22 protein-coding genes and 1 pseudogene are annotated in these 24,704 nt (G+C 68.7%); 3 read left to right on the top strand and 20 right to left on the bottom strand.

Annotated elements, in window-relative coordinates; genetic code table 11:
* Positions 1-67: 67 nt before the first annotated feature.
* The 8 genes from JW364_RS10250 to hpf all read right to left on the bottom strand — a co-directional run bounded on the left by JW364_RS10250 (position 68) and on the right by hpf (position 10,830).
* Positions 68-1,411 carry a fatty acid desaturase gene (locus JW364_RS10250; RefSeq protein WP_065631850.1) on the bottom strand — a complete coding sequence of 448 codons (1,344 nt, stop codon included), beginning with the start codon at positions 1,409-1,411 and terminating at the stop codon, positions 68-70.
* Positions 1,412-1,643: 232 nt separating this feature from the next.
* On the bottom strand, positions 1,644-2,786 hold the full coding sequence (locus JW364_RS10255) for a GNAT family N-acetyltransferase (protein WP_091344369.1): 1,143 nt from the start codon (positions 2,784-2,786) through the stop codon (positions 1,644-1,646).
* An 82-nt stretch (positions 2,787-2,868) separates the two neighbouring features.
* On the bottom strand, positions 2,869-3,984 hold the full coding sequence (locus tag JW364_RS10260) for a ferredoxin reductase (protein WP_205333217.1): 1,116 nt from the start codon (positions 3,982-3,984) through the stop codon (positions 2,869-2,871).
* Between the two features lie 76 nt (positions 3,985-4,060).
* A complete protein-coding gene (locus tag JW364_RS10265; RefSeq protein ID WP_058251938.1) occupies positions 4,061-4,627 on the bottom strand; it encodes a hypothetical protein in 567 nt (188 codons plus the stop codon).
* A gap of 66 nt (positions 4,628-4,693) precedes the next feature.
* A complete protein-coding gene (locus tag JW364_RS10270) occupies positions 4,694-6,184 on the bottom strand; it encodes a wax ester/triacylglycerol synthase domain-containing protein (protein WP_058251939.1) in 1,491 nt (496 codons plus the stop codon).
* A gap of 55 nt (positions 6,185-6,239) precedes the next feature.
* On the bottom strand, positions 6,240-6,764 hold the full coding sequence (locus JW364_RS10275) for an Rv3235 family protein (RefSeq protein ID WP_307814767.1): 525 nt from the start codon (positions 6,762-6,764) through the stop codon (positions 6,240-6,242).
* A 263-nt stretch (positions 6,765-7,027) separates the two neighbouring features.
* Entirely contained in the window at positions 7,028-9,856 is a 2,829-nt protein-coding gene (secA, locus tag JW364_RS10280; protein ID WP_205333218.1) for a preprotein translocase subunit SecA, read from the bottom strand.
* A 152-nt stretch (positions 9,857-10,008) separates the two neighbouring features.
* Positions 10,009-10,830 (bottom strand): ribosome hibernation-promoting factor, HPF/YfiA family, encoded by an 822-nt coding sequence (hpf, locus tag JW364_RS10285; RefSeq protein ID WP_068970071.1) that lies wholly within the window; start codon positions 10,828-10,830, stop codon positions 10,009-10,011.
* A gap of 395 nt (positions 10,831-11,225) precedes the next feature.
* On the opposite strand from hpf, the gene JW364_RS10290 reads away from it, so the two are divergent.
* Positions 11,226-11,855 carry a ComF family protein gene (locus JW364_RS10290; RefSeq protein ID WP_068970090.1) on the top strand — a complete coding sequence of 210 codons (630 nt, stop codon included), beginning with the start codon at positions 11,226-11,228 and terminating at the stop codon, positions 11,853-11,855.
* A 17-nt stretch (positions 11,856-11,872) separates the two neighbouring features.
* Here JW364_RS10290 and lpqB read toward each other — a convergent pair whose 3' ends face one another.
* The 3 genes from lpqB to mtrA are packed head-to-tail and all read right to left on the bottom strand — an operon-like array spanning position 11,873 to position 15,974.
* Positions 11,873-13,621 (bottom strand): MtrAB system accessory lipoprotein LpqB, encoded by a 1,749-nt coding sequence (gene lpqB / locus JW364_RS10295; RefSeq protein WP_058251943.1) that lies wholly within the window; start codon positions 13,619-13,621, stop codon positions 11,873-11,875.
* The gene (gene mtrB / locus JW364_RS10300) at positions 13,618-15,291 is read right to left on the bottom strand and encodes an MtrAB system histidine kinase MtrB (RefSeq protein ID WP_058251944.1); all 1,674 of its coding nucleotides are present in this window, start codon (positions 15,289-15,291) and stop codon (positions 13,618-13,620) included. The genes lpqB and mtrB overlap by 4 nt, the downstream gene beginning before the upstream one ends.
* Entirely contained in the window at positions 15,288-15,974 is a 687-nt protein-coding gene (gene mtrA / locus JW364_RS10305) for an MtrAB system response regulator MtrA (RefSeq protein ID WP_091344371.1), read from the bottom strand. Before mtrA ends, mtrB begins: the two co-directional genes overlap by 4 nt.
* Before the next feature lie 88 nt (positions 15,975-16,062).
* Between mtrA and JW364_RS10310 the strand changes: the two genes are divergently transcribed.
* Together JW364_RS10310 and JW364_RS10315 are read left to right on the top strand one after the other, a co-directional pair.
* The gene (locus tag JW364_RS10310; RefSeq protein ID WP_058251945.1) at positions 16,063-16,716 is read left to right on the top strand and encodes a dTMP kinase; all 654 of its coding nucleotides are present in this window, start codon (positions 16,063-16,065) and stop codon (positions 16,714-16,716) included.
* Positions 16,717-16,999: 283 nt separating this feature from the next.
* Positions 17,000-17,635 (top strand): hypothetical protein, encoded by a 636-nt coding sequence (locus JW364_RS10315; RefSeq protein ID WP_231742398.1) that lies wholly within the window; start codon positions 17,000-17,002, stop codon positions 17,633-17,635.
* Between the two features lie 80 nt (positions 17,636-17,715).
* On the opposite strand, the gene ahcY is transcribed toward JW364_RS10315, so the two are convergent.
* The 9 genes and pseudogenes from ahcY to JW364_RS10360 all read right to left on the bottom strand — a co-directional run.
* A complete protein-coding gene (gene ahcY / locus JW364_RS10320; protein ID WP_058251947.1) occupies positions 17,716-19,185 on the bottom strand; it encodes an adenosylhomocysteinase in 1,470 nt (489 codons plus the stop codon).
* 108 nt (positions 19,186-19,293) lie between these two features.
* Complete coding sequence (locus JW364_RS10325) at positions 19,294-19,473, bottom strand: methionine/alanine import family NSS transporter small subunit (protein WP_058251948.1); 180 nt, start codon at positions 19,471-19,473, stop codon at positions 19,294-19,296.
* Positions 19,470-21,047: a sodium-dependent transporter gene (locus tag JW364_RS10330; protein ID WP_068970069.1), complete on the bottom strand. Its 1,578-nt coding sequence runs from the start codon at positions 21,045-21,047 to the stop codon at positions 19,470-19,472. The genes JW364_RS10325 and JW364_RS10330 overlap by 4 nt, the downstream gene beginning before the upstream one ends.
* A 188-nt stretch (positions 21,048-21,235) precedes the next feature.
* Positions 21,236-21,538 carry a WXG100 family type VII secretion target gene (locus JW364_RS10335; RefSeq protein ID WP_058251950.1) on the bottom strand — a complete coding sequence of 101 codons (303 nt, stop codon included), beginning with the start codon at positions 21,536-21,538 and terminating at the stop codon, positions 21,236-21,238.
* Positions 21,539-21,584: 46 nt separating this feature from the next.
* Complete coding sequence (locus JW364_RS10340) at positions 21,585-21,908, bottom strand: WXG100 family type VII secretion target (RefSeq protein ID WP_014927790.1); 324 nt, start codon at positions 21,906-21,908, stop codon at positions 21,585-21,587.
* Between the two features lie 118 nt (positions 21,909-22,026).
* Positions 22,027-22,857: an ESX secretion-associated protein EspG gene (locus JW364_RS10345; RefSeq protein ID WP_068970068.1), complete on the bottom strand. Its 831-nt coding sequence runs from the start codon at positions 22,855-22,857 to the stop codon at positions 22,027-22,029.
* Positions 22,854-23,912, bottom strand: a complete 1,059-nt coding sequence (locus JW364_RS10350; RefSeq protein ID WP_078113321.1) for a PPE domain-containing protein — start codon at positions 23,910-23,912, stop codon at positions 22,854-22,856. Before JW364_RS10350 ends, JW364_RS10345 begins: the two co-directional genes overlap by 4 nt.
* A 77-nt stretch (positions 23,913-23,989) precedes the next feature.
* Positions 23,990-24,301 carry a PE family protein gene (locus JW364_RS10355; protein WP_165629746.1) on the bottom strand — a complete coding sequence of 104 codons (312 nt, stop codon included), beginning with the start codon at positions 24,299-24,301 and terminating at the stop codon, positions 23,990-23,992.
* Positions 24,298-24,704 (bottom strand): annotated as a pseudogene (locus JW364_RS10360) (hypothetical protein); the annotation flags it as partial. The pseudogene JW364_RS10360 and the gene JW364_RS10355, both read right to left, overlap by 4 nt.

The following is a 24,704-nucleotide window of genomic DNA, read 5'->3' on the forward strand; positions in this document are numbered from 1 at the left end:
CTCATTATGCCCCTGTCGGGGCCACTGCCTTGGTCTCGATGTGTGCCGGCCGTCTGACCTGCGCCGATCAGGCGGCCTGCTCGTCGGAGCGGGCGGCCGACGTATCGACACCGATTCGGGAACGAAGCGAGCGGAGCGAACCCTGGTCTCGCCGCCGGGAGCGGAGCGACGCAATGGCCGAGCGGAGTCCCCGGCGCGCGCCGGTCGTCTCGTCGATCGTCGCCTGCAGACGCGCACCTTCCGGCAGGCCCTGCTTGAAGCGGCGTTCGGAAGCGGTCTCGGGTGCGTCGTCCGCGGTCGCCGACAGGTACTTGTCCGGCAACGAGAGCTTGGCGATGGTCCGCCACGCCTTCGCGTACTGCACCGGGAACGGACCCGAGGTGTACGGGAGGTCGTACTTGTCGCAGAGCGCGCGCACACGTACCGCGATCTCGGCGTACCGGTTGCTGGGGAGATCGGGGAAGATGTGGTGCTCGATCTGGTACGACAGATTCCCGCTCATGAAGGCCAGCGGGAATCCGGCGTCGAAGTTGGCGCTGCCGAGCATCTGGCGCAGGTACCACTCCGCCTGCGTCTCGTTGTCGATGTCCTGCTTGGTGAACTTCTCCGCGCCGTCCGGGAAGTGACCGCAGAAGATGACTGCGTTGCTCCACACGTTGCGGATGACGTTGCCGAGCGCGGTCGCGGTCGCAGCCTTGGCGTACGCGCGGCCGTACCCGACCTTGTGCCCGGTGGCGGCACTGACCAGCGCCGGGTACGCGAGGTAGTCCTTGGCGACCTGCTTGCCGATCTTCGACAGGACCTCGTTGCGATTGCGCCGGAACTCTTCCTGGGCCTCCGGGGTCTTGCGCTTCTTGCCCAGCTCGAGATGCTGCACGGCGACCCCGTATTGGAAGGCGAGCGCGAGAATCGTGTTGTAGACGAGATTTCCGTAGTTGAACGGACGCCACCGCTGATCGCGCGTGACGCGCAGCAGTCCGTAGCCCACATCGTCGTCCATGCCCAGCACGTTCGTGTACTTGTGATGGATGTAGTTGTGGGTGTGCTTCCAGTGCGCCGACGGGTCGGTGTTGTCCCACTCCCAGGTGGTGCTGTGCACCTCCGGGTCGTTCATCCAGTCCCACTGCCCGTGCATCACGTTGTGCCCGAGCTCCATGTTCTCGACGATCTTCGCGACGCCGAGGGCGCACGCACCCGCCCACCAGGCCGACTTCCGAGTCGAACCGAACAGCAGGGCGCGGCCGGTGACCTCCAGCCCGCGCTGGAACCGGATCGTGTTGCGCAGGTACCGCGCATCCCGCTCACCACGGTCGGCTTCGATGTCGGCGCGGATCGCGTCGAGTTCGGCTCCCAATGCGGCCACGTCGGACTCGGTCAGGTGCGCGTATTCGGGGATGTCAGAGATCGCCATACGTGTGGTTCCCTTCGCCGGTGGTCGGTCGATGGCGCGACTTCGAGGTGCGCGTGTCGACCACTGCCTACGCCTACGTTTCCGTAACTTACGCAAGCGTAGGTTGGCGACGGCGTCGTGTCCAGTGAGTGTGACGAACCGGGACTCAACCGATCAACGGAACGGGTTCCGTGCCGGCGAGGAAGCTGCACAATCGACGCGAGACAGTGGATGGTCGACGGGGCGGGACCAGTCAGTCCTTGCGGTCGGCCTCGTAGTCGTCGCGGAACAGCTCGAATCCCACGAGGTCCTCGAAGACGCCGTCGGACCGGGCGGCGAGTTTCTGTGTGCCGAACTCGCGGAAGCCGGCGATGCGGGCGAGCTTCTTGCTGCCCTCGTTGCTGTCGGCGGCGAAGAGGGTGAGGCGGCGGAACCCCAGCTTGTCGAAGGCGTACCGGACCGCAGCCGGAAATGCTTCGCCCAGAACGCCTTTGCCGCGGGCCTCGGGGTGCGTGTAGAAACCCGCCTCGGCGCCGGTGACCTCGTCGATGTGCAGCAGGGTGATGTCGCCCAGGTAGTCGTCGGTCTCGCGATCCGCCACCGCCCAGGTGCATGTCGTGCCCTGCGCGGCCGTCCACCACTTGCGGAGGCGTTCGGCCGCAGCGTGTTCGAGTTCCAGCGGATCGGGGCGCGCGAACAGGTACTTGCGCGACACCGGGTCGTCGAGCGTCTCCCGGATGCGCGGGTCGTCGGTCTCCGCGAGCGGCCGCAGGCGGAACCGCTCGGTCTCGAAAACGTCTGTCCGCCAATCGGTCTTGGGATGCTGAGGATCGCCTGCGTGCAGCGATCCGACCCAGGCGTCGCGGATGTGACCGCGGACCTCGATGCCGTTGGGAACCGCGGCGTCGAGACGGAAACCGCAGGAGTGGGCCACCCGCAGCGCGTCGATGTTGCCGGCGACGGTCGTCCATCGGACGACCTCTTTGTCCGCTTCGGAGAATGCGTAGTTGACGGCCAGCAGGACGGCGCGCTTCATCACGCCCCACCCGCGGGCGTCGGGGTGCAGGTCGTAGCTGAGTCGGGTGAGCGGTCCCTCGCCCTCGATGTCGACGGTGCCGACGAACCGGCCGTCGAATTCGACGGCCCACAACATCCGGGTGCCCTTCGCCCAGCTGCGCGGCGCGTAGTCGAGGGCGAAGCGCTCGGCTGCCGCACGACTGTACGGTGCCGGGATCGGGGTCCATCGCATCATGACCGGATCCGCCGCGAGTTCGACCATCCGGTCGAGGTCGTGGGGCTCATGCGGCCGCAGGGTGACGCCTCCGTCACTCAGGACGGGGATCTCGCTGGGGGCCGGGGCCTCAGCGGTCACTGGTGCCTTCGCCGGCGTTTCCACAGAACAGATTCCTCTCGCCACGCACGTCGTTCACCCTACCGGCTCACCGATGCGCGCGAGCCACACGAGACGAAGACGCTGCTCAGACGGCGAGGGTGCAGTCCCCCGCCGCGGCGGAAACACAGGTCTGGATGCGCTCGCCCTCGACGTGTTCGACGCCCGAACGCAGGTCGCGCACGCATCCCTTGTCGAGCATGACCACGCAGCTCTGGCAGATCCCCATCCGGCATCCGAACGGCATCATCGCGCCCGCGGTCTCCCCCGCCTCGAGCAACGTGGTCGCACCGTCGACGACCGCCGACTTCCCGGACCGCGAGAACGTGACGGTGCCGCCCTGGGCCCCGACGACGCCGCGTTCGAGGGCGAACCGCTCGATGTGCAACTGCTCTATCAGGTGCGCCTCCGCATAGAGGCGCTGCAGGCCGTCGAGGAACCCGGCGGGTCCGCACGCCCAGGTCTGACGTTCGCGCCAGTCGGCGCAGAGGGACGGCAGCACGTCGGGAGTGATCTGCCCGTCGGTTCGCGTGTACTGCACATGCAGGTCGACGACGCCGCTGTCCGCCAGGTCCCGGAGTTCGTCGGCGAAGAGCAGATCGGCCGGCGTGGGCGTCGAGTGCACGAGTGTGATGTCGGTGCGCTGGTCGCGGTGTCGTGCGGTGCGCAGCATCGAGATGATGGGCGTGAGTCCGCTTCCGGCGGTCACGAAGAGAACCTTCGCCGGCAACGGGTCCGGCAGCACGAACTCCCCGCGCGGTGCGGCGAGACGGACGACCGTGCCGGGCTGGAGACCGTTCACCAGGTGACTGGACAAGAAGCCCTCGGGCATCGCCTTGACCGTGATCGAGATCGTCTTGTCGTTCGCTGACGAGTCGGGGGTCGAGGTCAGCGAATAGGAACGCCACGCCCAGCGGCCCTCCATCAGGACGCCGATGCCGATGTACTGACCCGGGGCGTAGTCGAACGAGAAGCCCCAACCGGGCCGGATGCGGATCGTCGCGGTGTCCTCGGTCTCCTTGGTCACCGAGACGACCTTGCCCCGCAGCTCGCGGGCCGACCACAACGGATTCGCCAGGTGGAGATAGTCGTCGGGCAGGAGCGGCGTCGTGATCCGGGTGAGCGCGGCGCGGGCCCACTGCGAGCCGCGGCTGCGGGCCGCGACGCCGGAAACCGGTTCCTCGAACCTCTCGAGCAAACCCATCTCACTTACCGCCTTCGACGTCGGGGAACGTGTCGGAGCCACCATAACCTACGCAACCGTAGGTTAGTGGTTCGGTTCAGAGCAGCTCGAGGAGGAACGGCAGTTCCTGAGTCGCGTACCACGCGAGATCGAAGTCCTCGACGTCGCCGACCGCGAGTTCGGCATCGAGGTCACCCATGTCGGCGGCGTCGATGACCACCACGGCCGCACGGACCTTCGGCTCCGCCTCGGCGACGTCGACATGCACCGACGCGATCGCCGACACCGGGACGGGCCCGGCGATCTTGACCACCGCGTCGTCCAGGTCGGGACGCAGTGTCACGTCCTCCACGTCGGCCGCGACGACCACGCGCCGGGGCGGCAGACGCGGGGTGTCCGCGGAGTCGGTGACCGCCTCGTCGGCGACCAGTTCGGACTCGGACTCGCGGTCGCCGGCCTCCGGGGCCTCCCCGGCGAGCAGGCGCAACGACGCACGCGCGGCCTCGCGCAGCGCGACTTCGGACAGCTCCTCGTCGTCCCCGGAGACGAAGGCCTCACGCAGCGCGGGCGTCAGGGCGAATCCCGTGCCGCCCAGCGGACGGAACTCGCCGTCGGTATCGAGCCGCAACAGCATCGCCAACGTCGCCGGCAGGTACACCCTCATTCGTCAACTACTCCCGTTCGGCCAGCGGTGGGGCTGGGTCAGCTCTTCTGGGTCAGCTCTTCTGGGTCAACTCTTCTGGGTCAACTCTTCGTGGGACTCGAAGACGTAGTCGGCCATCGCGGGCAGATCGGCGATGACTCCGCGGTCGGCGACGAAGGCGAAGTGCAGATGGTCACGGTACTCGACGACGCTGATCGCCAGCGCACGCTGCGACACGAGGGTGGGAATCGAGAAGACCTGGCGCACCGGTGCGCCGAGGACGAAACGGTCCGGCACCGGCGACGTGCTCATCGCCACCGGCACGTTGTACGCACGGCTGTTCAGCGACCGGAACGCCCGAGAGCTGATCTCCGGGAACGGCACCACACCCAGTTCGGGGAAGAGCGGGCTGGGACCGAGAGTCATCCGGCGCGGCGACTGCGCATATCGGTCGGCCAGGCCGGCCACCTGCGCCAGCCGAACGGCCGGATTACTCTCCCCCACCGGCAGATCGGTGACGAAACTCGGTTTGCCGACCCCGATCCACCCGGGTTCCGGCTCGGCCGTGCGCTCGACACCCGGGTCGCGTGCTGACAGCGGCACGACGACCCGCACGGTGTCGGCAGGGACCTCGGCCGGATCGAACGACAGCATCCACTTGCGCATGACGCCGGAGATGATGGCCAGCTCGACGTCGTTGATGGTGCAACCGTGATGCTCGGCGACCTTTGCGCACCCCCGTCGCGGCAGTGCGACGGTGGTGAAGGACCGGGTGGTGGTGCCCGCGTTGTTCAACGGACTGCGTGGCGCCGAATCGGTCAGTTGCGACACCACGTCCCCCACGCGCCGCACGGTCGTGCCGACGGCGGACCGCATCTCGGACACGATTCCGTTGCCGTGGAGCACCGTGTCCACGAGGTCGCCCGGACGCGCGAGCGCCTCGGCGAGGGCACCGGCGACGAGATGGGTGCCGCCCGGCGGCCTGCCCGGCATCCACAACTCCTCCGGCAGCGGTTCCGCTGTCTCGGTGTCGTCGCAGATGACCTCACTGATCTCCCGGCTGCCCGCATCATCGATGAGGCATCGGTGCGACTTGGTCAGGATCGCGAGTCGGCCGTCGGCGAGACCCTCGATGAGATACATCTCCCAGAGCGGTCGCGTGCGGTCGAGCGGCCGCGACATCACCCGGGCGACGAGTTCGTCGACGTCGACGGCTCCACCGGGCCGCGGCAGACCCGCGCGACGGATGTGGAAGTTGATGTCGAAGTCGGGGTCGTCGACCCAGACCGGGCGCGCGAGCCCGAGCGTCACCTCGCGGACGACCTGGCGATACCGCGGGATGAGTTGAAGGCGGTTCTCGACCAGCGAGACCAGACCCGCGTAGTCGAGCGTCGACTGCCGGGACGCTCGCCTGGCCGCGTCGGACGCTTCGGATCCGGTGTCGCCCGATTCGGCGTTCTCCGAGGTCGCCTGCGCGGCCGCGGGATCGACGATCAGCAACGCCCCGAGGTGGGTCGTGGACCGCGAATCGTCGAGGAAGTAGTACATCGCGTCGCGGGGCGACAGACGGGTGACCACGACGCCGATCGTAGCCGTCGACGCGGATTTCCGTGGTCTGCGCAGGAGCTACCCGTCAGCCGAACTCGAGGGCCACCAGCTGCCACCGGTATTCCACTCGACCCAACGATCGCCGGCCTGGGTCCGCGGCGCCACGGACCCGGATCGGCTTGCGCTCGATGCGGCCCGCGAACGCCCGGGTCCGCCCACCCCCCTCGTACGAGCCGAACACTTCTGCGGCGCTGGGATCGCACACCTGGACGTGCACGCGCCGCAGCACATTCCCGGTCGACATCTGCGTCGCCGCCGGCGTCGATGCGGTCCCTGGCGTCCCGGTTCCGGTCGGCTCCGGAATCCGAAAGGCGTCGTGCCGGACGAGGGCTGCGACCTGGTCGGCGATCGCCGGCGACACGACGTCGCCGAGGTGCGCGACCGAGCGACGCCGATCGACCACCTCGAACAGCAGCCGGGACACCGCAACGGTGAAGCGGCGGGCCTCGGCCGCGGCGACCGCGGTCTTGCGCGCCGAACCGGCACCCGGAGCCGACCCCGGGAACGGCCGGATGGCCGTCGGAGTCGCGAGGCCGTGCGGTGCTGCCACCACCGGACCGGCGGGCTCGTACGGCGGCGCCGGACGAACCCGGACCCGCGGTGTCTGCTGCGACGGCCGCGATCCGTGCGGCCGCGACGTGCTCGTGGGTGCGAGTTCAGGACCCGCCAGGAGTGGACGCATGGGATTTGGACGCACGGGGCGGCGTCCCGGTTCCATCGAATCCGAGAAAAACGTCGACGGTCGGTCCCGGACATCTCCGGGACCGACCGTCGGCGGTCACTGCTGGTGGCGGCACCCGCTTGGGGCGCCGGTCAGCGGCGCTGCTTCTTGGACTTCGGCGGCTTCGGCCGGGACCCCTTGGTGGTGGCGCGGGCCGCGGCGCGGCGCTCGCGACGGCTGGCGGATTCCGCGGCGCCCGAGAGCTCCTCCTCCCCGGAGTGCACGACCGTACCGCCGCCCTCGCCCGGGCCCGAGTATGTGACCGCCGCGTCCGCCGACTGAGTCGGGGCCCGCAGGGCGGCCGGGGCCTGAGCACCGGAGTCGGCGGCCGGAGCGGGAGCGGGCACCGGTGCCGGGGCACCCGCGCCCACGGCCGCGCGCAGGTCGGCAGCACTCGGGAGCGGTTGCTCGGCCGCCGGCTGCTGTGTCTGCACCTGCGCGTTGAACAGGATGCTCAGCGTCTCTTCCTTCAAGCCCTCGAGCATGCCGTGGAACATGTCGAAGCCCTCGCGCTGGTACTCGACGACCGGGTCACGCTGTGCCATCGAACGCAGGTGGATGCCCTCGCGCAGGTAGTCCATCTCGTACAGGTGGTCGCGCCACTTGCGGTCGAGCACGCTCAGCAACACACTCCGTTCGAGCTGTCGCATCGCGCCCTCGCCGGCGATCGCGTCGATCTGCTTCTCACGGGTGTCGTACGCGGCGCGCGCGTCGGCGACGAGCTTCTCGCGCAGCTCGTCGGCCGAGATGTCATCGCGCTCACCGTATTCGGACTCACCGACGACATCCTTCGGATCGAGCTCGATCGGGTACAGCGCACGCAGTGCGGTCCACAGCTCGTCGAGATCCCAGTCCTCGGCGTAACCCTCGGCGGTCGCACCGTCGACGTAGGCCCCGACGACGTCGTCGACCATCTGCTTGACCTGCTCGTGGTGATCCTCGCCCTCGAGGATGGTGCGGCGCTCGGCGTAGATGACCTTGCGCTGCTCGTTCATCACCTCGTCGTACTTGAGCACGTTCTTGCGCATCTCGAAGTTCTGCTGCTCGACCTGCGTCTGCGCGCTGCGGATCGCCTTGGTCACCATCTTCGCCTCGATGGGGACGTCGTCGGGCAGCCGGTTCATGATCGCCTCGAGCGCACCGCCGTTGAATCGACGCATGAGCTCGTCGGCGACCGACAGGTAGAACCGCGACTCACCCGGGTCGCCCTGGCGGCCGGAACGGCCGCGCAGCTGGTTGTCGATACGGCGTGACTCGTGGCGTTCGGTGCCCAGCACGTACAGACCGCCGGCTGCGCGGACCTCCTCGGCCTCCTTCGCGGCGTCGGTGCGGGCGACCTCGATGGCCTCGTCCCACGCGGCCTCGTACTCGTCGGGGGTCTGCACCGGGTCGAGACCGGCCTTGCGAAGCCGGGTGTCGGCGATGATGTCGGGGTTGCCGCCGAGCACGACGTCGGTACCGCGACCGGCCATGTTGGTGGCCACCGTGACCGCGCCGAGCCGACCCGCCTCGGCGATGATCTGCGCTTCCTGCTCGTGGAACTTCGCATTCAGGACGCTGTGCGGGATCTCGCGCTTCTTGAGCTGGCGGGAGAGGTATTCCGAACGCTCGACGCTGGTCGTACCGATCAGGACGGGCTGACCCGTCGCATGGCGCTCGGTGACGTCGTCGACGACCGCGGCGAACTTCGCCTCCTCGGTCTTGTAGATCAGGTCACCCTGGTCCTTGCGGATCATCGGCTTGTTAGTCGGGATCGGCAGCACCCCGAGCTTGTAGATCTGGTCGAACTCGGCGGCCTCGGTCTCGGCGGTACCGGTCATCCCGGACAGCTTCTCGTAGAGGCGGAAGTAGTTCTGCAGTGTGATCGTGGCGAGCGTCTGGTTCTCGGCCTTGATCTCGACGCCCTCTTTCGCCTCGATGGCCTGGTGCAGGCCCTCGTTGAAGCGACGCCCGTCGAGCACGCGGCCGGTGAACTCGTCGACGATCATGACGTTGCCGTTGCGGACGATGTAGTCCTTGTCGCGCTGGAACAGCTCCTTGACCTTGATCGCGTTGTTCAGGTAGCTGACCAGGGGCGAGTTGGCGGCCTCGTAGAGGTTGTCGATGCCGAGGCGGTCCTCGACGAACTCGACGCCGGCCTCGTGGACACCGACGGTCTTCTTCTTGATGTCGACCTCGTAGTGCACGTCGCGCTCGAGCAGCGGGGCGATCCGCGCGAACTCGGTGTACCACTTGCTCGACCCCTCGGCGGGGCCGGAGATGATCAACGGGGTACGGGCCTCGTCGACGAGGATCGAGTCGACCTCGTCGACGATCGCGTACGAGTGGCCGCGCTGGACGAGGTCCTCGAGCGAGTGCGCCATGTTGTCGCGCAGGTAGTCGAAGCCGAATTCGTTGTTCGTGCCGTAGGTGATGTCGGCGGCGTAGGCCTCGCGCCGCGCGGCCGAGCTCATGCCGGTGAGGATGACGGCGGTGTCGAGACCGAGGAACCGGTGCACGCGGCCCATCCACTCGGAGTCGCGCTTGGCCAGGTAGTCGTTGACGGTGACCACGTGCACGCCGTCGCCGGAGAGCGCGTTGAGGTAGGCCGGGAGCACACAGGTGAGCGTCTTGCCCTCACCGGTCTTCATCTCGGCGATGTTCCCGTAGTGCAGCGCGGCCCCGCCCATGATCTGCACGTGAAAGTGCTTCTGGTCGAGCACTCGCCACGCCGCCTCGCGGGCGACCGCGAAGGCCTCGGGCAGCAGCTCGTCGAGCGACGCCCCGTCGGCGATGCGCTCTTTGAACTCGTCTGTCTTGGCACGCAACTCGGCGTCGGTCAACGCCTCGACGTCATCGGACAGCGTCTCGACGTGCGATGCGATCGCATCGAGTCGCTTGACCATGCGGCCTTCGCCGACACGCAACAGCTTGTTCAGCACCGTGGATCGAGTCCCTCACCTGTAGAAAACACACGGAATCCGGCCCGCGCGAACGCACAGACCGGATCCCATGGTACCGAGGTGAGCTGAGCAGACCCTGATCGGATCGTCGGACATCGACCGGATGACCGCCTGCGGGGCCCGCTCGGGCGTCAGGTCAACCTGATGAGCCCGTAGTCGAAGGCGTGGCGGCGATAGACGACGGACGCCTTGTCGGTCTCCTTGTCGTGGAACAGGAAGAAGTCGTGGCCGACCAGTTCCATCTCGTAGAGCGCGTCGTCGACGGTCATCGGCACGGCCGTGTGCTCCTTCACGCGGACGATCTGACCGGGTGTGTATTCCTCCACGCCGTCGTCCCACCGTTCGGCGGAGTCGGCCGCCGTCGAGTTCGGATCACCGACGAAACCGTCCACGGAGAGCTGGTTGTCGCGGAGGGGCGGCGCACCGATCTCGGTGGCTTCGGCGACCGAGAGCGGCCGACGGTTGCCGTGATGGACGCGGCGGCGGTCCTTGACGCGGCGCAGCCGGGACTCGACCTTGTCGAGCGCGTGTTCGAGGGCGGCGTAGAAGTTCTCGCCGCAGGCCTGCGCCCGGACGATCGGCCCCTTGCCCGTCGCGGTGATCTCCACCTGTTGACAGACCTTGGACTGTCTCCGGTTGCGCTCGTGGTTCAGCTCGACGTCGAATCGGTAGATGGTCGGATCGAATCGCTCGAGGCGAGCGAGTTTGTCGCCGACGTAGATGCGGTAGTGGTCGGGGATCTCGACGTTGCGGCCGCTGAACACGACCTTCGCGGTGGGTTCGGCCGGCTCGTCGGCGTCCACCGTTCCCGGTGGGCGGACGAAGGCGAATTCCGGATCGTAGGAATCGTTCTCGGTTGATCGGCGGTCGGGCGCGGGACCCTCCTCCACGGTCGGCCGTGGGTCGGCGGTCTTCGGTTCGCGCTGGCCTTTGCGGTGGATGACTGTGGACATTCAACTACCTCCTGAATTGTCCCGAAGCCGATTGAATCGCCGTGATCTGTTGTCGCACTGGCGATTCGAACGGCACCGAGGATGTGTCCATGTCAGCTGACAGCTGACACTCAAAGACAGGGGCATCACCTCCCGGCAAAAGCGGTCGTGGCCGGCACACCGCGACGGCCTCCGGCAACCTGCTGTACCCCCGACCGTAGCCGCAAGTTCCGGTATCGGCCACGTTTTGCGGCGCGGCGTCGGCATGTCGGGACGAACGGGCACGAGATCCTCCCGCGAGCACCCGTGCCCCGGTTGTGCACACCCTCGCCCACCGCCCCGCACACCTGTGCGAGGTGCACTACCGTCGGCGCGTGACGTGGCGCCGGGAGGTCTTCGAGGCGGGAGCCGATCTGATGTTCCCGATGGTCTGCGGCGGGTGCGGTCGCCCGGGTACCCGGTGGTGCCGACGATGCGAGCGCGCGTTGTCCGACGCCCCCATCGCGGCCCACCCTCGGGTCGCGCCCGGCGTCCCGGTCTGGGCGCTGGGCCGGTACCGCGGTCCGCATCGGCAGGCGATCATCGCGCTCAAGGAACACGACCGTCGCGATCTTGCCCGGCCCCTTGGCACCGCTCTCGCGCTCGGTGTCCGCGTGCTGGCCCGGTGGGGTGAGCTCCCCGACGCCGAACGGATGCTGCTGATCCCGGCACCGACCCGCCGGATGACGGCGCGGCGGCGCGGCGGGGACCCCGTCACGGCGGTGGCGGCGAACGCGGCGCCCGCACTGGGCCGACGGGTACGGGTCGCACCGCTGCTGGTGACGTCGGCGACGGCACGGGACTCCGCCGGGCTCGACGCCCGGGCCCGCGCCCGGAATCTGCGCGGCGCCGTCCGGCTGCGCTCCGGCGCCGTCCCGACCCTCGGGGCGAGCGCGATCCTGGTCGACGACGTGCTGACGACCGGCGCGACCGTGACCGAATCGGTGCGCGTGCTCGCCGAGAACGGCGTCGACGTCGCGGCGGTCGTCGTGCTCGCAGCTGCCTGACGGTAGCGGCTCGGATTTCAGGGCAGGACCGGGATCGCGCCCTCGATCATCGCCGGCTCGACCTCGGTCCAGTACTGGTCGGGTTGGCCGTTGCTGCTGCCGAGTCGCAGCACACCGCGCTGATCGCCCACGTAGATCGTCGAGGCGTTGGCGACCACCGCCCGCACCGGCGGTGACACGTTGCCGCTCAGCAGGCCAACCGCCGGGGTGCCGTCGATCGACAGTTGCACGACCGGCGACTCGGGTGCCTCGCGCGCGATCATCAGCGTCGTCGGCGACGCCCAGTCCACCGAGACCGCGCGGTTGCCGATGTTGTAGGCCGCGATCCGCGGGCTGGTCAGCGAGACCTGGCCCTCGGTGTTGGTCGACAGCACCGCGAAGACGATCTGTCCGCCGACCACCAGTGCGGTGCGCACACCGTCCGGGGCCACCTGCATCTCGGTGATCGCGCCTCGCGCGACCGTAGGGATCGCCGAAGCCTCGACGGGCACGGTGGCGGTGCCGTCGTCGTCGCGTTGCCATTGGATCGGTTTGCCGTCGACGACGACCCACACGGTGTTCTCGTCGGAGCCGAACGACGGCCGGGTGATCGACGACCCGCCGACGATCGGTCCGACGTCGCCGCCGTAGTCGCCGATCACCAGTTCGAGCCTGCGCTCGGGTCCGGACAGACTCCGGACCGCGGCCACCCGCGCCCCGTTGTCGGAGATGGTCGCCGACCGCAGATCGCGCGCCGACCCGAGCGGCCCCTGCACCGGCACGGTCGCGGTGTCGGTCACCGCTCGCAACGCGCCGCCCGTGACGATGTTGAGCCCGACATCGGTGGTGGGCACAGAGTTCGGATCGAAGGCCCGCACGTCGGTGGTCTGCCATCCGGAGGCGCGTTCGGCGGCCAGCGGCGCGCCGTCGGCGTCGATGACGTAGGGCCCGGATATGTCGGCGCCGTCGAGCGTCCAGATGATCTGCGCCGCCAGCAGGTTGCGATCCCGCGCGGGGGCGCTCCCGATGCCGTCGAGATCCACACGTACGCCGCCGCCGGCGAGGCCGACGACCGGACCCCGCAGTGCGGCTCCGTTGGGGAAACCGCTGTCCACTGCCGCCGCGAGGTCCGACGCGGGTCCCGCGATCAACCGGTTCACCAGCACGGTCGGGTCGGTCGCCTGTCCCGCGTAGAGCCAGCGCGGGTCGGGGACGAGCCGGCGCCCGGTGCGGTCGCTGTAGTACAGCGAGACCGGCCGGTAGGTGCTGTCGAACTGGTCCCGGTCGATCATCGTGCCGTTCGGCAGGGGCCCGTCGATGCGCCACTGGTCTCCCGAGCGGGTGAGGCTGATGCTGGTCTCGACCCGTCCCGAGGCCGGCAGCAGCTGACCGTCGGACTTGAGGGTCCCGACGTTGTCGCCGATGAGCCGCATCCGCACCGAGTCCTCGTTGCGCTGGTCGACGAAGGTGTTGATCTCGTCGACGATCAGCGCGTCGCCGCGGTCGTCCCACTGCTGCGAGGCGACCGAGGTCAGGAAGGCGCGCGCCGAGCGATGCGCCGAGTCGGGATCGACGGTGGACTTGAGGAAGGCCCGCACCAGGGCCTCGGGATCCATGTCGGCCTGGGGCACCGGGACCGCGTTGGTCGCGCCCTCGCGTTCGAACGATTTGATCGGCTGGGGAGACGAGTCGTTGGGGATCGCCCCGCACGCGGTGACCAGCAGCAGCGCCGCGATACCGAGCGCCAGCGCCAGGACGGCGCGGCCGGACCGGGATGACCGCGTCATTCGGCACCCGCTCCCGGGCCCGCGGCGCGCCCACCCGTCCTGGGCGCGGAGGTGCGCTGCAGGGTGCCCACCGATTTCAGGGGCAGCGGCGAACCGAGGACCTTGTGCCCGCGCACGAGCGGCAACGTCAACCGGAAGCATGCGCCCTTGCCCGGTTCACCCCACGCCTCGAGGCGCCCCTGGTGCAGGCGGGCGTCCTCGATGCTGATGGCCAGGCCGAGGCCGGTACCGCCCGAACGCCGGAATCGCGACGGGTCGGATCGCCAGAACCGGTTGAACACCAGCTTCTCCTCCCCCGGCCGCAGTCCGATGCCCTGATCGCGCACGGTGATGGCCACCGCGTCACCATCCGAACGCATGGTGAGCGTCACCGGTTTCCGTTCGCCGTGATCGATGGCGTTGGCGAGCAGGTTCCGCAGGATGCGTTCGACGCGACGCGGATCGATCTCGGCCAGGACGGGTTCGGCCGGGAGATCGAGGACGAGCTCGGTGCCGGTCTCCTCGGCGAGGTGACCGACCGTGGCCAGGGCACCGTCGATCGGGATGGCCATGTCCATCCGCTCGGCGGCCAGTTCGGCCATGCCGGCGTCGTGACGCGAGATCTCCAGGAGCTCGTTGAGCAACGTCTCGAAGCGGTCGAGTTCCTTGTCCAGCAATTCCACCGACCGCTTGCGGACCGGGTCGAGATCCTCGCGGCCCTCGTAGAGCACGTCGGAGGCCATCCGCACGGTGGTCAGCGGCGTGCGCAGTTCGTGGCTGACGTCGGAGGTGAACTGCCGCTGCAGTCCGCCGAACTCCTCGAGATGGGTGATCTGCTTGGACAGGCTCTCGGCCATGTCGTTGAAGGACATCGCGAGCCGGGCCATGTCGTCCTCACCGCGGACCGGCATCCGCTCCTTCAGCCGGCCGTCGGCGAACCGCACCGCGATCCGCGACGCCGACCGCACCGGGATGACGACCTGACGCGACACGAGCCACGCGATCGCGGCCAGCAGACCGAGTAGCACGATGCTGCCCGTCAGCAGCGTGCCGCGGACGAGGTCGAGCGTGTTCTGTTCCGCGGTCAACGGGAACACCAGGTACAACTCGAGGCCGGGCACCGAGGCGTTCGTGGGACTGCCGACGATCAGCGCCGGCGCCCGACCCCCCGTCCCGTCGGGGACCTGGGTGTACTGGTAGGCCACCTGACCGCCGCGGACCATGTCCCGCAGGTTCGACGGCACCTCGGCCGTCGGCCCGACGCCGCTCGCGACCCCGTTGTCGGAGCCGCCCGGTACCAGCAGGACGGTGTCGAAGGCACCGACGGCACCCGACGCCTGCCCGGTGTCGGCGTCCCGGTCGGTGAGCAGGGACCGCGTCTGACGCAAACGGTTCTGGACGGACATGTTGCCCGCGCCGCTCGACAGATCGCGCTCCACCGAGATGCGGGCGCGATCGATCTCCTCGGTCGCCGCCGCCAGCTTGACGTCGAGCAACCGGTCGGTGATCTGGGTGACGAGGACGAAGCCGAGAATGAGGAGAACGACGACCGACAGCACCAACGTGGACACCACGACCCGCAACTGCAGCGAGCGCCGCCAGATGTGCCCGAAGGCACGTCCGACAGCGCCGGCGGTGCGGGTGAAGCGTCCGAGAGTGCTGTTGACCCGTCGTCGAGATCGACCGATCACGGCGGGCCGGCCTTGTAGCCGACCCCCCTCACCGTCAGGACGACCTCGGGATTCTCCGGGTCGGTTTCGACCTTCGCGCGTAACCGCTGGACATGCACGTTGACGAGTCTAGTGTCCGCCGGATGCCGGTATCCCCACACCTGTTCGAGGAGGACGTCGCGGGTGAACACCTGACGGGGCTTGCGCGCGAGCGCGACCAGCAGGTCGAACTCGAGCGGGGTCAGCGAGATCGGCACGCCGTCGCGGGTGACCTTGTGCGCGGGCACATCGATCTCCACCGGGCCGATCGACAGCAGCTCGGCCGGTTCCTCGTCGGTCCGGCGCAGGCGCGCACGCACCCGGGCGACCAGCTCCTTCGGCTTGAACGGTTTGACCATGTAGTCATCGGCGCCGGATTCCAGGCCCAGCACCACATCGACGGTGTCGGACTTCGCCGTCAGCATCACGATGGGCACACCCGAATCGGCACGCAGCACACGGCAGACGTCGATGCCGTTCATGCCGGGCAGCATGAGGTCGAGAAGCACCAGATCGGGACGGATCTCCCGGACCGCGGTCAGAGCCTGTGTGCCGTCGCCCACCACGAAGGGCTCGAAACCCTCGCCGCGCAACACGATCGTCAGCATCTCGGCGAGTGCGGCGTCGTCGTCGACGACGAGGATGCGGGGTTTCATGTTGTCAATGGTGACATCACCGTGATGAAACCGTGGTGATCGACGCGCCGGGACGGACGTTCTGACCCGTTTGGTTTAACCACCTAGACTCCCCGGCGTGGGTCAATTGATAGCCGTGGAAGGACTCGACGGCGCCGGCAAGAACACCTTGGTCACCGGTCTGATCGACCGATGGTCAGCGGTCGGACTCCGGGTCGCGACGTTCACCTTCCCCCGCTACGGCCGGTCGGCGACCGCCGACATCGCGGCCGAAGCGCTCCACGGTTCGCACGGTGACCTACGCGACAGCGTGTACGCGATGGCACTGCTGTTCGCGCTCGACCGGGCCGGAGCGGTCGGGGACATCCACGCCGCCACCGAAGCCCACGACATCGTGATCCTGGACCGCTATGTCGCGTCCAACGCCGCCTACAACGCCGCACGTCTGGAGCAGGGCGCCGGCGGTGAGATGGTGCGGTGGGTCGTCGACCTCGAGTTCGGCCGATTCGACATGCCGGTCCCCGATCGTCATGTCCTGCTGGGGGTGTCACCGGAGGTCGCGATGCAGCGTGCGGCATCGCGCGCCGACCAGGACGCGGCGCGAGCCCGGGACGCCTACGAACGCGACGACGCCCTGCAGCGCCGGGTCGACGCCGTCTACCGCGAACTCGCCGAGGACGCCTGGATGTCGCCCTGGCACCTGTTCGACGGCGAGGATGTCGCAGGCCTGGCCGACGAGCTCCGTACCGACCGGACAGCACCGACCGAATGACGCGTCCGATGACCTCGCGGCGCCCTTTCGATAGCCTGGGACCACCGATTGTGAAGGGCATTTCATGACCTATCAGCCACCGCCACCTGGTGGTGGGCCGCCGCCGTACGGTCCGCCGGGCCCCGGCCGGCCGGGCCCGGGTCCACAGGGTTCGGGCCCGCCGGGTCCCGGCAGGCAGGGCCCCGGTCAACAGGGTCCCGGTCAGCAGTACGGCCCGGGTCGGCAACCAGTGCCCGGTCCGCATCGCCCGGGGGGATACGGCCCTCCGCCCGACCGGGGGCCGGTGCCGCCGCCCGCCCCGTACGGCCGTCCCCCGTTCGCCCCGGGACAGTATGGTCCCCCCGGGGCCGGGGCTCCCGGATTCGGGGGCCCGCCCGGCCCGCCGCCGCGCGGCAACACCGGGGTGATCGTCGCCTGGGCGCTCGGCGGCGTCGCGGTCGTCGCGGTGATCGCCCTGGTGCTCACGGTGGTGGTGACCAGATCGTCGTCGGACGACACCGTGGTCGCCGGTTCGTCCAGCGCGACGTCGGGCCCGACCTCCGCCTCCGACGACCCGTCGCCGAGTGAGAGCGGGTCGGAGCCGGGATCGACCGACTACACCGCCCTTTCCGAGATCCGGGCGGCGTTGCTCGCCTACATCACCGCCCGCAACGAGCGCGACGTCGCGCGCATGCGCGCCGCGGTGTGCACCCAGTCCCGAGACCGGATCACCGGCGTACCCCCTGCCGACGGCGGAGACATCGTTCTCGACGGCTTCCTCGACACGGTCTTCGACGGCGACGTCGCCCAGTCCGAGGTCGTGTCCCACCTCGAGAAGGGCACGGAGAGAACGGCATCGGAGAAGTCGAACGAGCGCTTCCTCAAGGAGGAGGGTTCGTGGATCTACTGCCCCGACGCCGAACCCGACATCGGAACCTGACTTCGGGAACCCGGCTTTCGAACCCCCGGTCATAGAAAAGGAGCCCCACCGAGGTGGGGCTCCTTTTCTCTGCCGATCGATCAGTAGCGGTAGTGCTCGGGCTTGTACGGCCCCTCGACATCGACGTTGATGTACTCGGCCTGCTCCTTGGTGAGCTTGGTGAGCTTGCCGCCGAGCGCCTCCACGTGGATGCGGGCCACCTTCTCGTCGAGGTGCTTGGGCAGGCGGTAGACCTCGTTGTCGTACTCGTCGTTCTTCGTCCACAGTTCGATCTGCGCGATGACCTGGTTCGAGAAGCTGTTGCTCATGACGAACGAGGGGTGACCGGTCGCGTTGCCGAGGTTGAGCAGACGGCCTTCGGAGAGCACGATGATCGACTTGCCGTTCTCGAAGATCCACTGGTCGACCTGCGGCTTGACGGTGATGCGCTTGGCACCCGACCGCTCGAGGCCGGCCATGTCGATCTCGTTGTCGAAGTGGCCGATGTTGCCCAGGATCGCCTGGTGCTTCATCGCCCGCATGTGCTCGAGGGTGATGATGCCCAGGTTGCCGGTCGAGGTGATGACGATGTCGGCGTTGCCGATCGCGTCCTCGACGGTGACGACGTCGAAGCCGTCCATCAGCGCCTGCAGCGCGTTGATCGGGTCGATCTCGGTGACCTGGACGCGGGCGCCCTGGCCGGCGAGCGATTCCGCGCACCCCTTGCCGACGTCGCCGTAGCCGCAGATCAGCACCTTCTTGCCGCCGATGAGGACATCGGTGCCGCGGTTGATGCCGTCGATCAGCGAGTGGCGGGTCCCATACTTGTTGTCGAACTTCGACTTGGTGACCGAGTCGTTGACGTTGATCGCCGGGAACGCGAGGTCGCCGGCGGCGGCGAACTGGTACAGCCGCAGCACACCGGTGGTGGTCTCCTCGGTGACGCCCTGGACCGACTCGGCGATCGCGGTCCACTTGCCCTTGTCCGTCTCGAACCGCTTGCGCAGCAGTTCGAGGAACACCTTGTACTCGGCGGGGTGGTCGTCCTCCGCGGGCGGGACCACGCCGGCCTTCTCGAACTCGGCACCGCGGAGCACCAGCATGGTGGCGTCCCCGCCGTCGTCGAGGATCATGTTCGCCGGTTCACCGGGCCAGGTCAGCATCTCCTCGGCCGCCCACCAGTACTCCTCCAGGGTCTCGCCCTTCCAGGCGAAGACCGGCACACCCTTCGGCTCGTCCGGCGTGCCGTTGGGCCCGACGACGATCGCCGCGGCCGCGTGATCCTGGGTGGAGAAGATGTTGCACGACGCCCATCGCACCTCGGCGCCGAGCGCGGTGAGGGTCTCGATGAGGACCGCGGTCTGCACGGTCATGTGCAGCGAGCCGGAGATACGAGCTCCCTTGAGCGGCAGCACGTCCGCGTATTCGCGTCGAAGCGCCATGAGTCCGGGCATCTCGTGCTCGGCGAGCTCGATCTCCTTGCGGCCGAAGTCCGCGAGGGACAGGTCGGCCACCTTGTAGTCGATTCCGTTGCGGCTGTCGGCCTTCAGCTCGTCCTGAGCAGTCGTCACTTGATCCCCTTGTCGTTCGCGTCGGGCGCCCGTCGATGCAGGCGCGAATGCGTTCGACCCAGGCTAACCGAACGAGCGGGCGGTTCCGAGGGGCAGGTGCTCCGAGCCTCAGGTGTCGCGCGAAGGGTGGGGCCGGGCCGCGCGGTCGGCGTCCTCCCGGACCAGGTCCGGATCCTCCGCCAAGTCCTCCACCTCGGGCCGACGACGGAGGAACACGATGCTCGCGACGAGCCCACCCCACACGATGGTGATCGACACGATGAGCATGACGATGGCGATACCGCTCATCGGACGGTCTCCTTCGTGGACGGGCCGGAGGTGCGGCCGGTGTCGGCCAGCGGTGGCCACGGTAGGAAGTCCGGTTGATCCCGGCCCTTCCAGGACGGCAGGGTGAGCAGCACCGCAGCCACGACGACCAGCGCGATCGTGCCCCAGCCGAAGACGCCGAGGTACCACGTCGGGTATCCCTCGTATCCCTCGTCGACGACCGACCACACCTTCTGCACCAGCATGATCGTGAGGAAGATCGGCGCCACGACCCCGACGAGCGCCAGCCAGATCTTGCCGACCTTGAACGTCGAGACGGCGTTCAGGTGCTGGCGCAGCATGTCTCCGCGGCGGAGCACCCAGATGAGGATGACCGTCATCATGATCGCCGACGCGACGACGCCGACGTTGTTGGCGAACATGTCCACCGTGTCGAGGGCGATCAGGCCCGAGGTCGTGGAGAACAGGGCGATCGAGATCAGACCACAGATGCCGGAGACGCCGACCGCCGCCTTGGTGCGGCTGATGCCCCATTTGTCCTGGAGCGCACCGGACACACCGATCATCAGCGAGATGAGCGAGGTGAAGCCCGCGATCACGAGCGAGCCGAAGAACAGCGCCCCGAAGAACGCGGCGCCCGGCATCTCCGAGATGACGGCCGGGAACGTGACGAAGGACAGGATCGGACCGGTCAGACCCTCGAGATCCGAGACGGCCACCTGCTGCTGGTAGGCCAGGAAGCCGAGCGCCGAGAACACGCCGATGCCGGCGAGGATCTCGAACGAGGAGTTGGCGAACGCGACGACCAGACCCGAGCTGGTCATGTTGGCCCGGCGTCGCTGGAACGAGGCATACGCGATCATGATGCCGAACGCGATCGACAACGAGAAGAAGATCTGGCTGTAGGCCGCGATCCACACGTCGAGGTCCTTCAGCGCGGCCCACTGCGGGGTGAAGAGGGCGTTGAGCCCGTCGGCGGCGCCGGGCAGGGTGATTGCCCGGATCACCAGCCCGGTGAACCCGATGAACAGCAACGGGATGAACACGATGTTGACCTTCTCGATGCCGTTGGCGACACCGAGCGCCAGGACGGCCAGCACCGCGAGCCACACGATGACCAGGGGCAGTGCGACGCCGCCGACGACGGTCGTCGAGACACCCGGATCACCGACCTGGAGGTAGTCCTGGGTGAAGAAGGTCGCCGGGTCGTCGCCCCAGCTCTGGTTGAACGAGAAGAAGAAGTAGCTGGCGGCCCAGGCGATGACCGCCGCGTAGTAGACGCCGATGACGAACAGCAGACCGGTCTGGAACCAGCCCAGCGCCTCGACCGGCTTCTTGATGCGTCGGAACGACAGTGGTGCGGTGCCGCGGAAGCGGTGCCCGACCGCGTAGTCGAGGAACAGCACGGGAATGCCCGCGGTCAGCAGGGCGACCAGATACGGGATGAGGAACGCGCCACCGCCGCTCTCGTACGCGACGCCCGGGAAGCGCCAGATGTTGCCGAGGCCCACTGCGGAACCGATTGCGGCGAAGATGAAGCCGGAGTTCCGGGTGAACTGCTCCCGACCACCTCCGACGGTATTGGCAGATGCCACCGCTTACCTCCTCGTCGAGATCTGCGCCCTCGGGGCACGGGTGCCGCGAGGTCTGTAGACGTCGACGCTATCGCACGAAGCGGGACTCCCGCGGGCGTTGGCAGACGGCGCGCCCGAACGCGAACGGGGACCCCGGCGCACGGCCGTGGGGTCCCCGTCCTGACGTCGGGCTACGTATCGGTCGGCGGTCAGACGAGACCGCGGAAACCCGTTCCGATCGCTGCGTCGGTGTCCTGCATGACGCGGCTGGCGTTGCTGACACCCTGCTCCAGCGCGGTCAGCGAGTCACGGGACTGGGTGAAGATCCGATCGAAGGCACCCTGCGCGTCGACGTAGGCGGCCTTGGCCTGCTGGGAGTTCCAGTTCCCGTCAAGGGCGGCGACCTGCGCCTTGAGCTGCGAGTTCAGGTCCTCAAGCCGGGTGAAGGCAGCCCGGAGGCCGCCGCTGAGATCGCCGAGAGCGGCGAAGTCGTAATTGATGGAGCCGTTCATGGTGGGTTCCTTTCGCAGAACGTGAGGTTCGGGATGCGGACCGGTGTCAGACGCTGGTGTTGAGTCCGCGCGCGGCAGCCGCGTCCTGGTCCTCGTAACCGGCGAAGCCGTTGGTGAGCTGGGTCTTGATCTGCTCCAGCAGCTGGTTCATGGTCAGCGCGGCCTTGTTCCAGTCGGTGTGCGTGCCGTCGAACGCGACACCGGCCGAGCCCTGCCACGTGGGTGTGGCGTTTCCGGCGTGCTGGGCGATCTGGTTGATGACGGCCTTCATGTCCTCGACGAGACTGCCGACCTTGGCTGCGGTGGCCTGTCCGTCCGCGACGTTCACGGTGACGCCGGCGCCGCCGCCTGCTCCGGGCAAGTTCAGCATGAGTGCTCCTCCTGTGTAACGGCACCGTTCGGCGATGCCCCCGTTGGTATCCGTGACACAGATACCCCTGACAGTTGATTCCCGCGGCGGTCTGTTCCGCGGAATCCCCCGATGCGGATCATGGCATCCATTTCCCGTCGGGCAGGGTCTCTATCAACAGGCTGACCGCCTGTGCGATTCGATGACCCGTTCCCGGCGAGAAGGTGGTCCACACCCGACCGTCCGGGGACTTGCTGGGACTGGACACGATTCGACCCCGTTCGGTGTCGAAAATCGCGACAGCTCCAGAAGATTGAGCGAATCGTCCGTCCTCGTTCATCGAGGCGACGACCTCGGTGCGGGTCCGGCACGACGCGAACCCTGCCGAGACGACGACGGCATCGGCCGGTGCGGCGCCGAGCGCGTGCAGGGCGTCGGTCGTCTCGGTGCCGGCCCGACAACGGCCGAGCCGGTCGACGACCTCGTCGGACGGAGCCGCGAAGGCCGTGAATTCCGCCGGCTCCGCGGCGGATTCGAGAGCGTCGAACTGCGCCCGCACGACCGCGGCGAGGGCCTCGACGTCGGCGACATCGACGACCGTGACGTCGACGCGACGGCCCGTCCGCGTCACGAGTACGTGGTCGTGGCCGTTGCGCGCCACACAGATTCGGCGAACCACGTCGTCAGTGTAGGAGCGGATCTCGATCTCACGCTGCGGTTGCGCCAGCACCCGTAGCACCGTCGACGCCCACGGTGTGGGCTCACCGTGCTCGACGAGTTCGAGCGCCGCGATCACCGCGTCGGGGTCGGCTTGGGTGACGTTGGCGGAGTCATTCCCGGTGTCGGACTCCGCGGCAACGTTCCCGAGGTCGAGGACGACCGGCCAGGTCTGGACTCCGAAACGTTCGCCGAGCCGGCACAGGACTGCGGCATCGAACGTCATCCCGGCGTCGTGCACGATCGGCATCATCGGCGTTCACCCGGGTTGCCGAGCATCAGCGTCTCCGACAGGTAGCGCGGATCGACGTCGGGCATTCCGTGCCCGTCTGGCGCCGAGACATAATGCGCAGCAGGACGATCCGACGTGGCCAGCTCGGCCCAGGTCGTCTGTTCCGTGGATTCGGTCGCCACCGAGGGCGGAGGGTCGGACGAGTCCAGTTCGGCGGCGTCGGCGCCGACGGTGCGGACGACCGAACCGCGGTCCGCCGTGGCGACACCCGGGGCCACCGGCGGCGGTACGCCGGGGCCGGTGCCGGGGGCCGACGCCCCCGGAGCGCCGCCGGACGTCGTGGCGGGGACCTGCGATGGTCCGCTCGCGACGATCGTCGGTGCGTACTTCAGCTTCTCGGGCGGCGGCAGGAACACTCCCCCGATGCCCGCGGGCATCGCCGCACCCAGAGGCGCGGCCGGCGCCGGGGTCGGAGGTGGCGCGGCGGCCGCGCGGGCCGCCGCCGCCCGCTCGGCGGCGAGCGCGTCACCGGACACGAGCCCCGGTGCGGGTTTCGCCGATTCCCACGGCGCGGCAACAGGTTCGGTGGCATTCTCGTACGTCTGCATCACACGGGCAGCCCGCATTCGCTGGTGCGCGACCGCACGCTCGGCATGGGCGGCCGCACCGGCGATGATCGGTGCGACCGCGGTGGCGGTGGTTGCGATCTCGTGCAGTTTCTCGACGACGTCGACCTCGGCGAGGTCGGGCATGTTCAACCGCGCGACCGTGATCGCCGCGGCCTGGGCTTCGGCGCGTGTGGCATTCTCGGCCGCCTCGGTCGCGACTTCGGCGAACCACGGGGCCAGCCGGGTCAGCTTCTCGAAAGCCGCACTGGTGTGGGCGGACTGCCAATGTGCCCCCAGGCGTGCCAGCACGGCGGCGTACTCGACACCGGCTTCCCCGACCTCCGCGGCGAGAGCGGCCCAGGCCAGGCCAGCTTCCGCCAGCGGCGCGGGCCCGGGACCGGCGCCGAGGTCGGCGGCGAGCTGTTCGGTCGGGCGGGTGTCCCAGTTGACTCCGGTGAAGCCGATCACGAGCGCCTCCCTTCGATGCCGGCGGGTTGTGGATGTGCGAGCGGAATGATGTTGCTATGCAGGGGGTTCGCGCTCTCCTACAACGCCACGCGGAAGGCGTCCGACGCCTCGGCATCACCCTCGATGAAGCCGGCGGCCTGCGCGCGGAGTACGGCGGCGATCTTCCGCATCTCCAGAACTCCCGTCGCCGTGTCCGTTTCGAACTTCTCGGCTACCGTCGTGAAACTCTCGGCAGCTGCGGTCGAGACCTCATCGCGACCCTGCGCGGCCACGGGCAACGCCCGACCGGCGGCGGTGAGCGCGTGCTCCAGGCGATCGGCGATCCGGTCGAGGTCGCTTGCCGCCGAGACCAGTTCGGCGGGTTCGACGCGGAGTTGCGAGTTGCTCATACTTCCTCGTTTCGTTTCGGACCGGGCACGCCCAGTCGCAGTTCGATGTCCGGGCTGGGATCGGGTTCTGCGGCTTCCTCATGGCCGATGACCGCTGGCGCGACCTCAGGCGACTCACCGACCACGCGACGGCCGTTGTCCTCGGTGACCAGATAGTCGGGTACCGAGTGCTGGTCGTCCGCAGCGCCCGCGCCCCGCGCGCCGGCGGCACCCATCGGGGCACCGCCCATCGGTGCGCCACCCATCGGCATCGCGGCAGGCGCCGTCACAGGCCTGGCGGTCGTCGATGCGCCGAGCGCGGGTTCGCCGAGGGTGAAGTTCGTCGGGACGGTCGGCCGCGAAGCACCCAGCGGCGTCGCTATTCCGCCCACGCCGCCGATGCCACCGCCACCGCCGCCTCCCC

Source organism: Gordonia sp. BP-119 (assembly GCF_016924115.1).
GTDB lineage: Bacteria > Actinomycetota > Actinomycetes > Mycobacteriales > Mycobacteriaceae > Gordonia > Gordonia hongkongensis.

Bases quoted from the DNA above. Each gene is read 5' to 3' on its own strand.
- JW364_RS10250 (WP_065631850.1), bottom strand. From the start codon at position 1,411: ATGGCGATCTCTGACATCCCCGAATACGCGCACCTGACCGAGTCCGAC.
- JW364_RS10260 (WP_205333217.1), bottom strand. From the start codon at position 3,984: ATGGGTTTGCTCGAGAGGTTCGAGGAACCGGTTTCCGGCGTCGCGGCC.
- JW364_RS10265 (WP_058251938.1), bottom strand. From the start codon at position 4,627: ATGAGGGTGTACCTGCCGGCGACGTTGGCGATGCTGTTGCGGCTCGAT.
- hpf (WP_068970071.1), bottom strand. From the start codon at position 10,830: ATGTCCACAGTCATCCACCGCAAAGGCCAGCGCGAACCGAAGACCGCC.
- JW364_RS10290 (WP_068970090.1), top strand. From the start codon at position 11,226: ATGTTCCCGATGGTCTGCGGCGGGTGCGGTCGCCCGGGTACCCGGTGG.
- lpqB (WP_058251943.1), bottom strand. From the start codon at position 13,621: ATGACGCGGTCATCCCGGTCCGGCCGCGCCGTCCTGGCGCTGGCGCTC.
- JW364_RS10325 (WP_058251948.1), bottom strand. From the start codon at position 19,473: ATGAGCGGTATCGCCATCGTCATGCTCATCGTGTCGATCACCATCGTG.
- JW364_RS10335 (WP_058251950.1), bottom strand. From the start codon at position 21,538: ATGAACGGCTCCATCAATTACGACTTCGCCGCTCTCGGCGATCTCAGC.
- JW364_RS10340 (WP_014927790.1), bottom strand. From the start codon at position 21,908: ATGCTGAACTTGCCCGGAGCAGGCGGCGGCGCCGGCGTCACCGTGAAC.
- JW364_RS10345 (WP_068970068.1), bottom strand. From the start codon at position 22,857: ATGATGCCGATCGTGCACGACGCCGGGATGACGTTCGATGCCGCAGTC.
- JW364_RS10355 (WP_165629746.1), bottom strand. From the start codon at position 24,301: ATGAGCAACTCGCAACTCCGCGTCGAACCCGCCGAACTGGTCTCGGCG.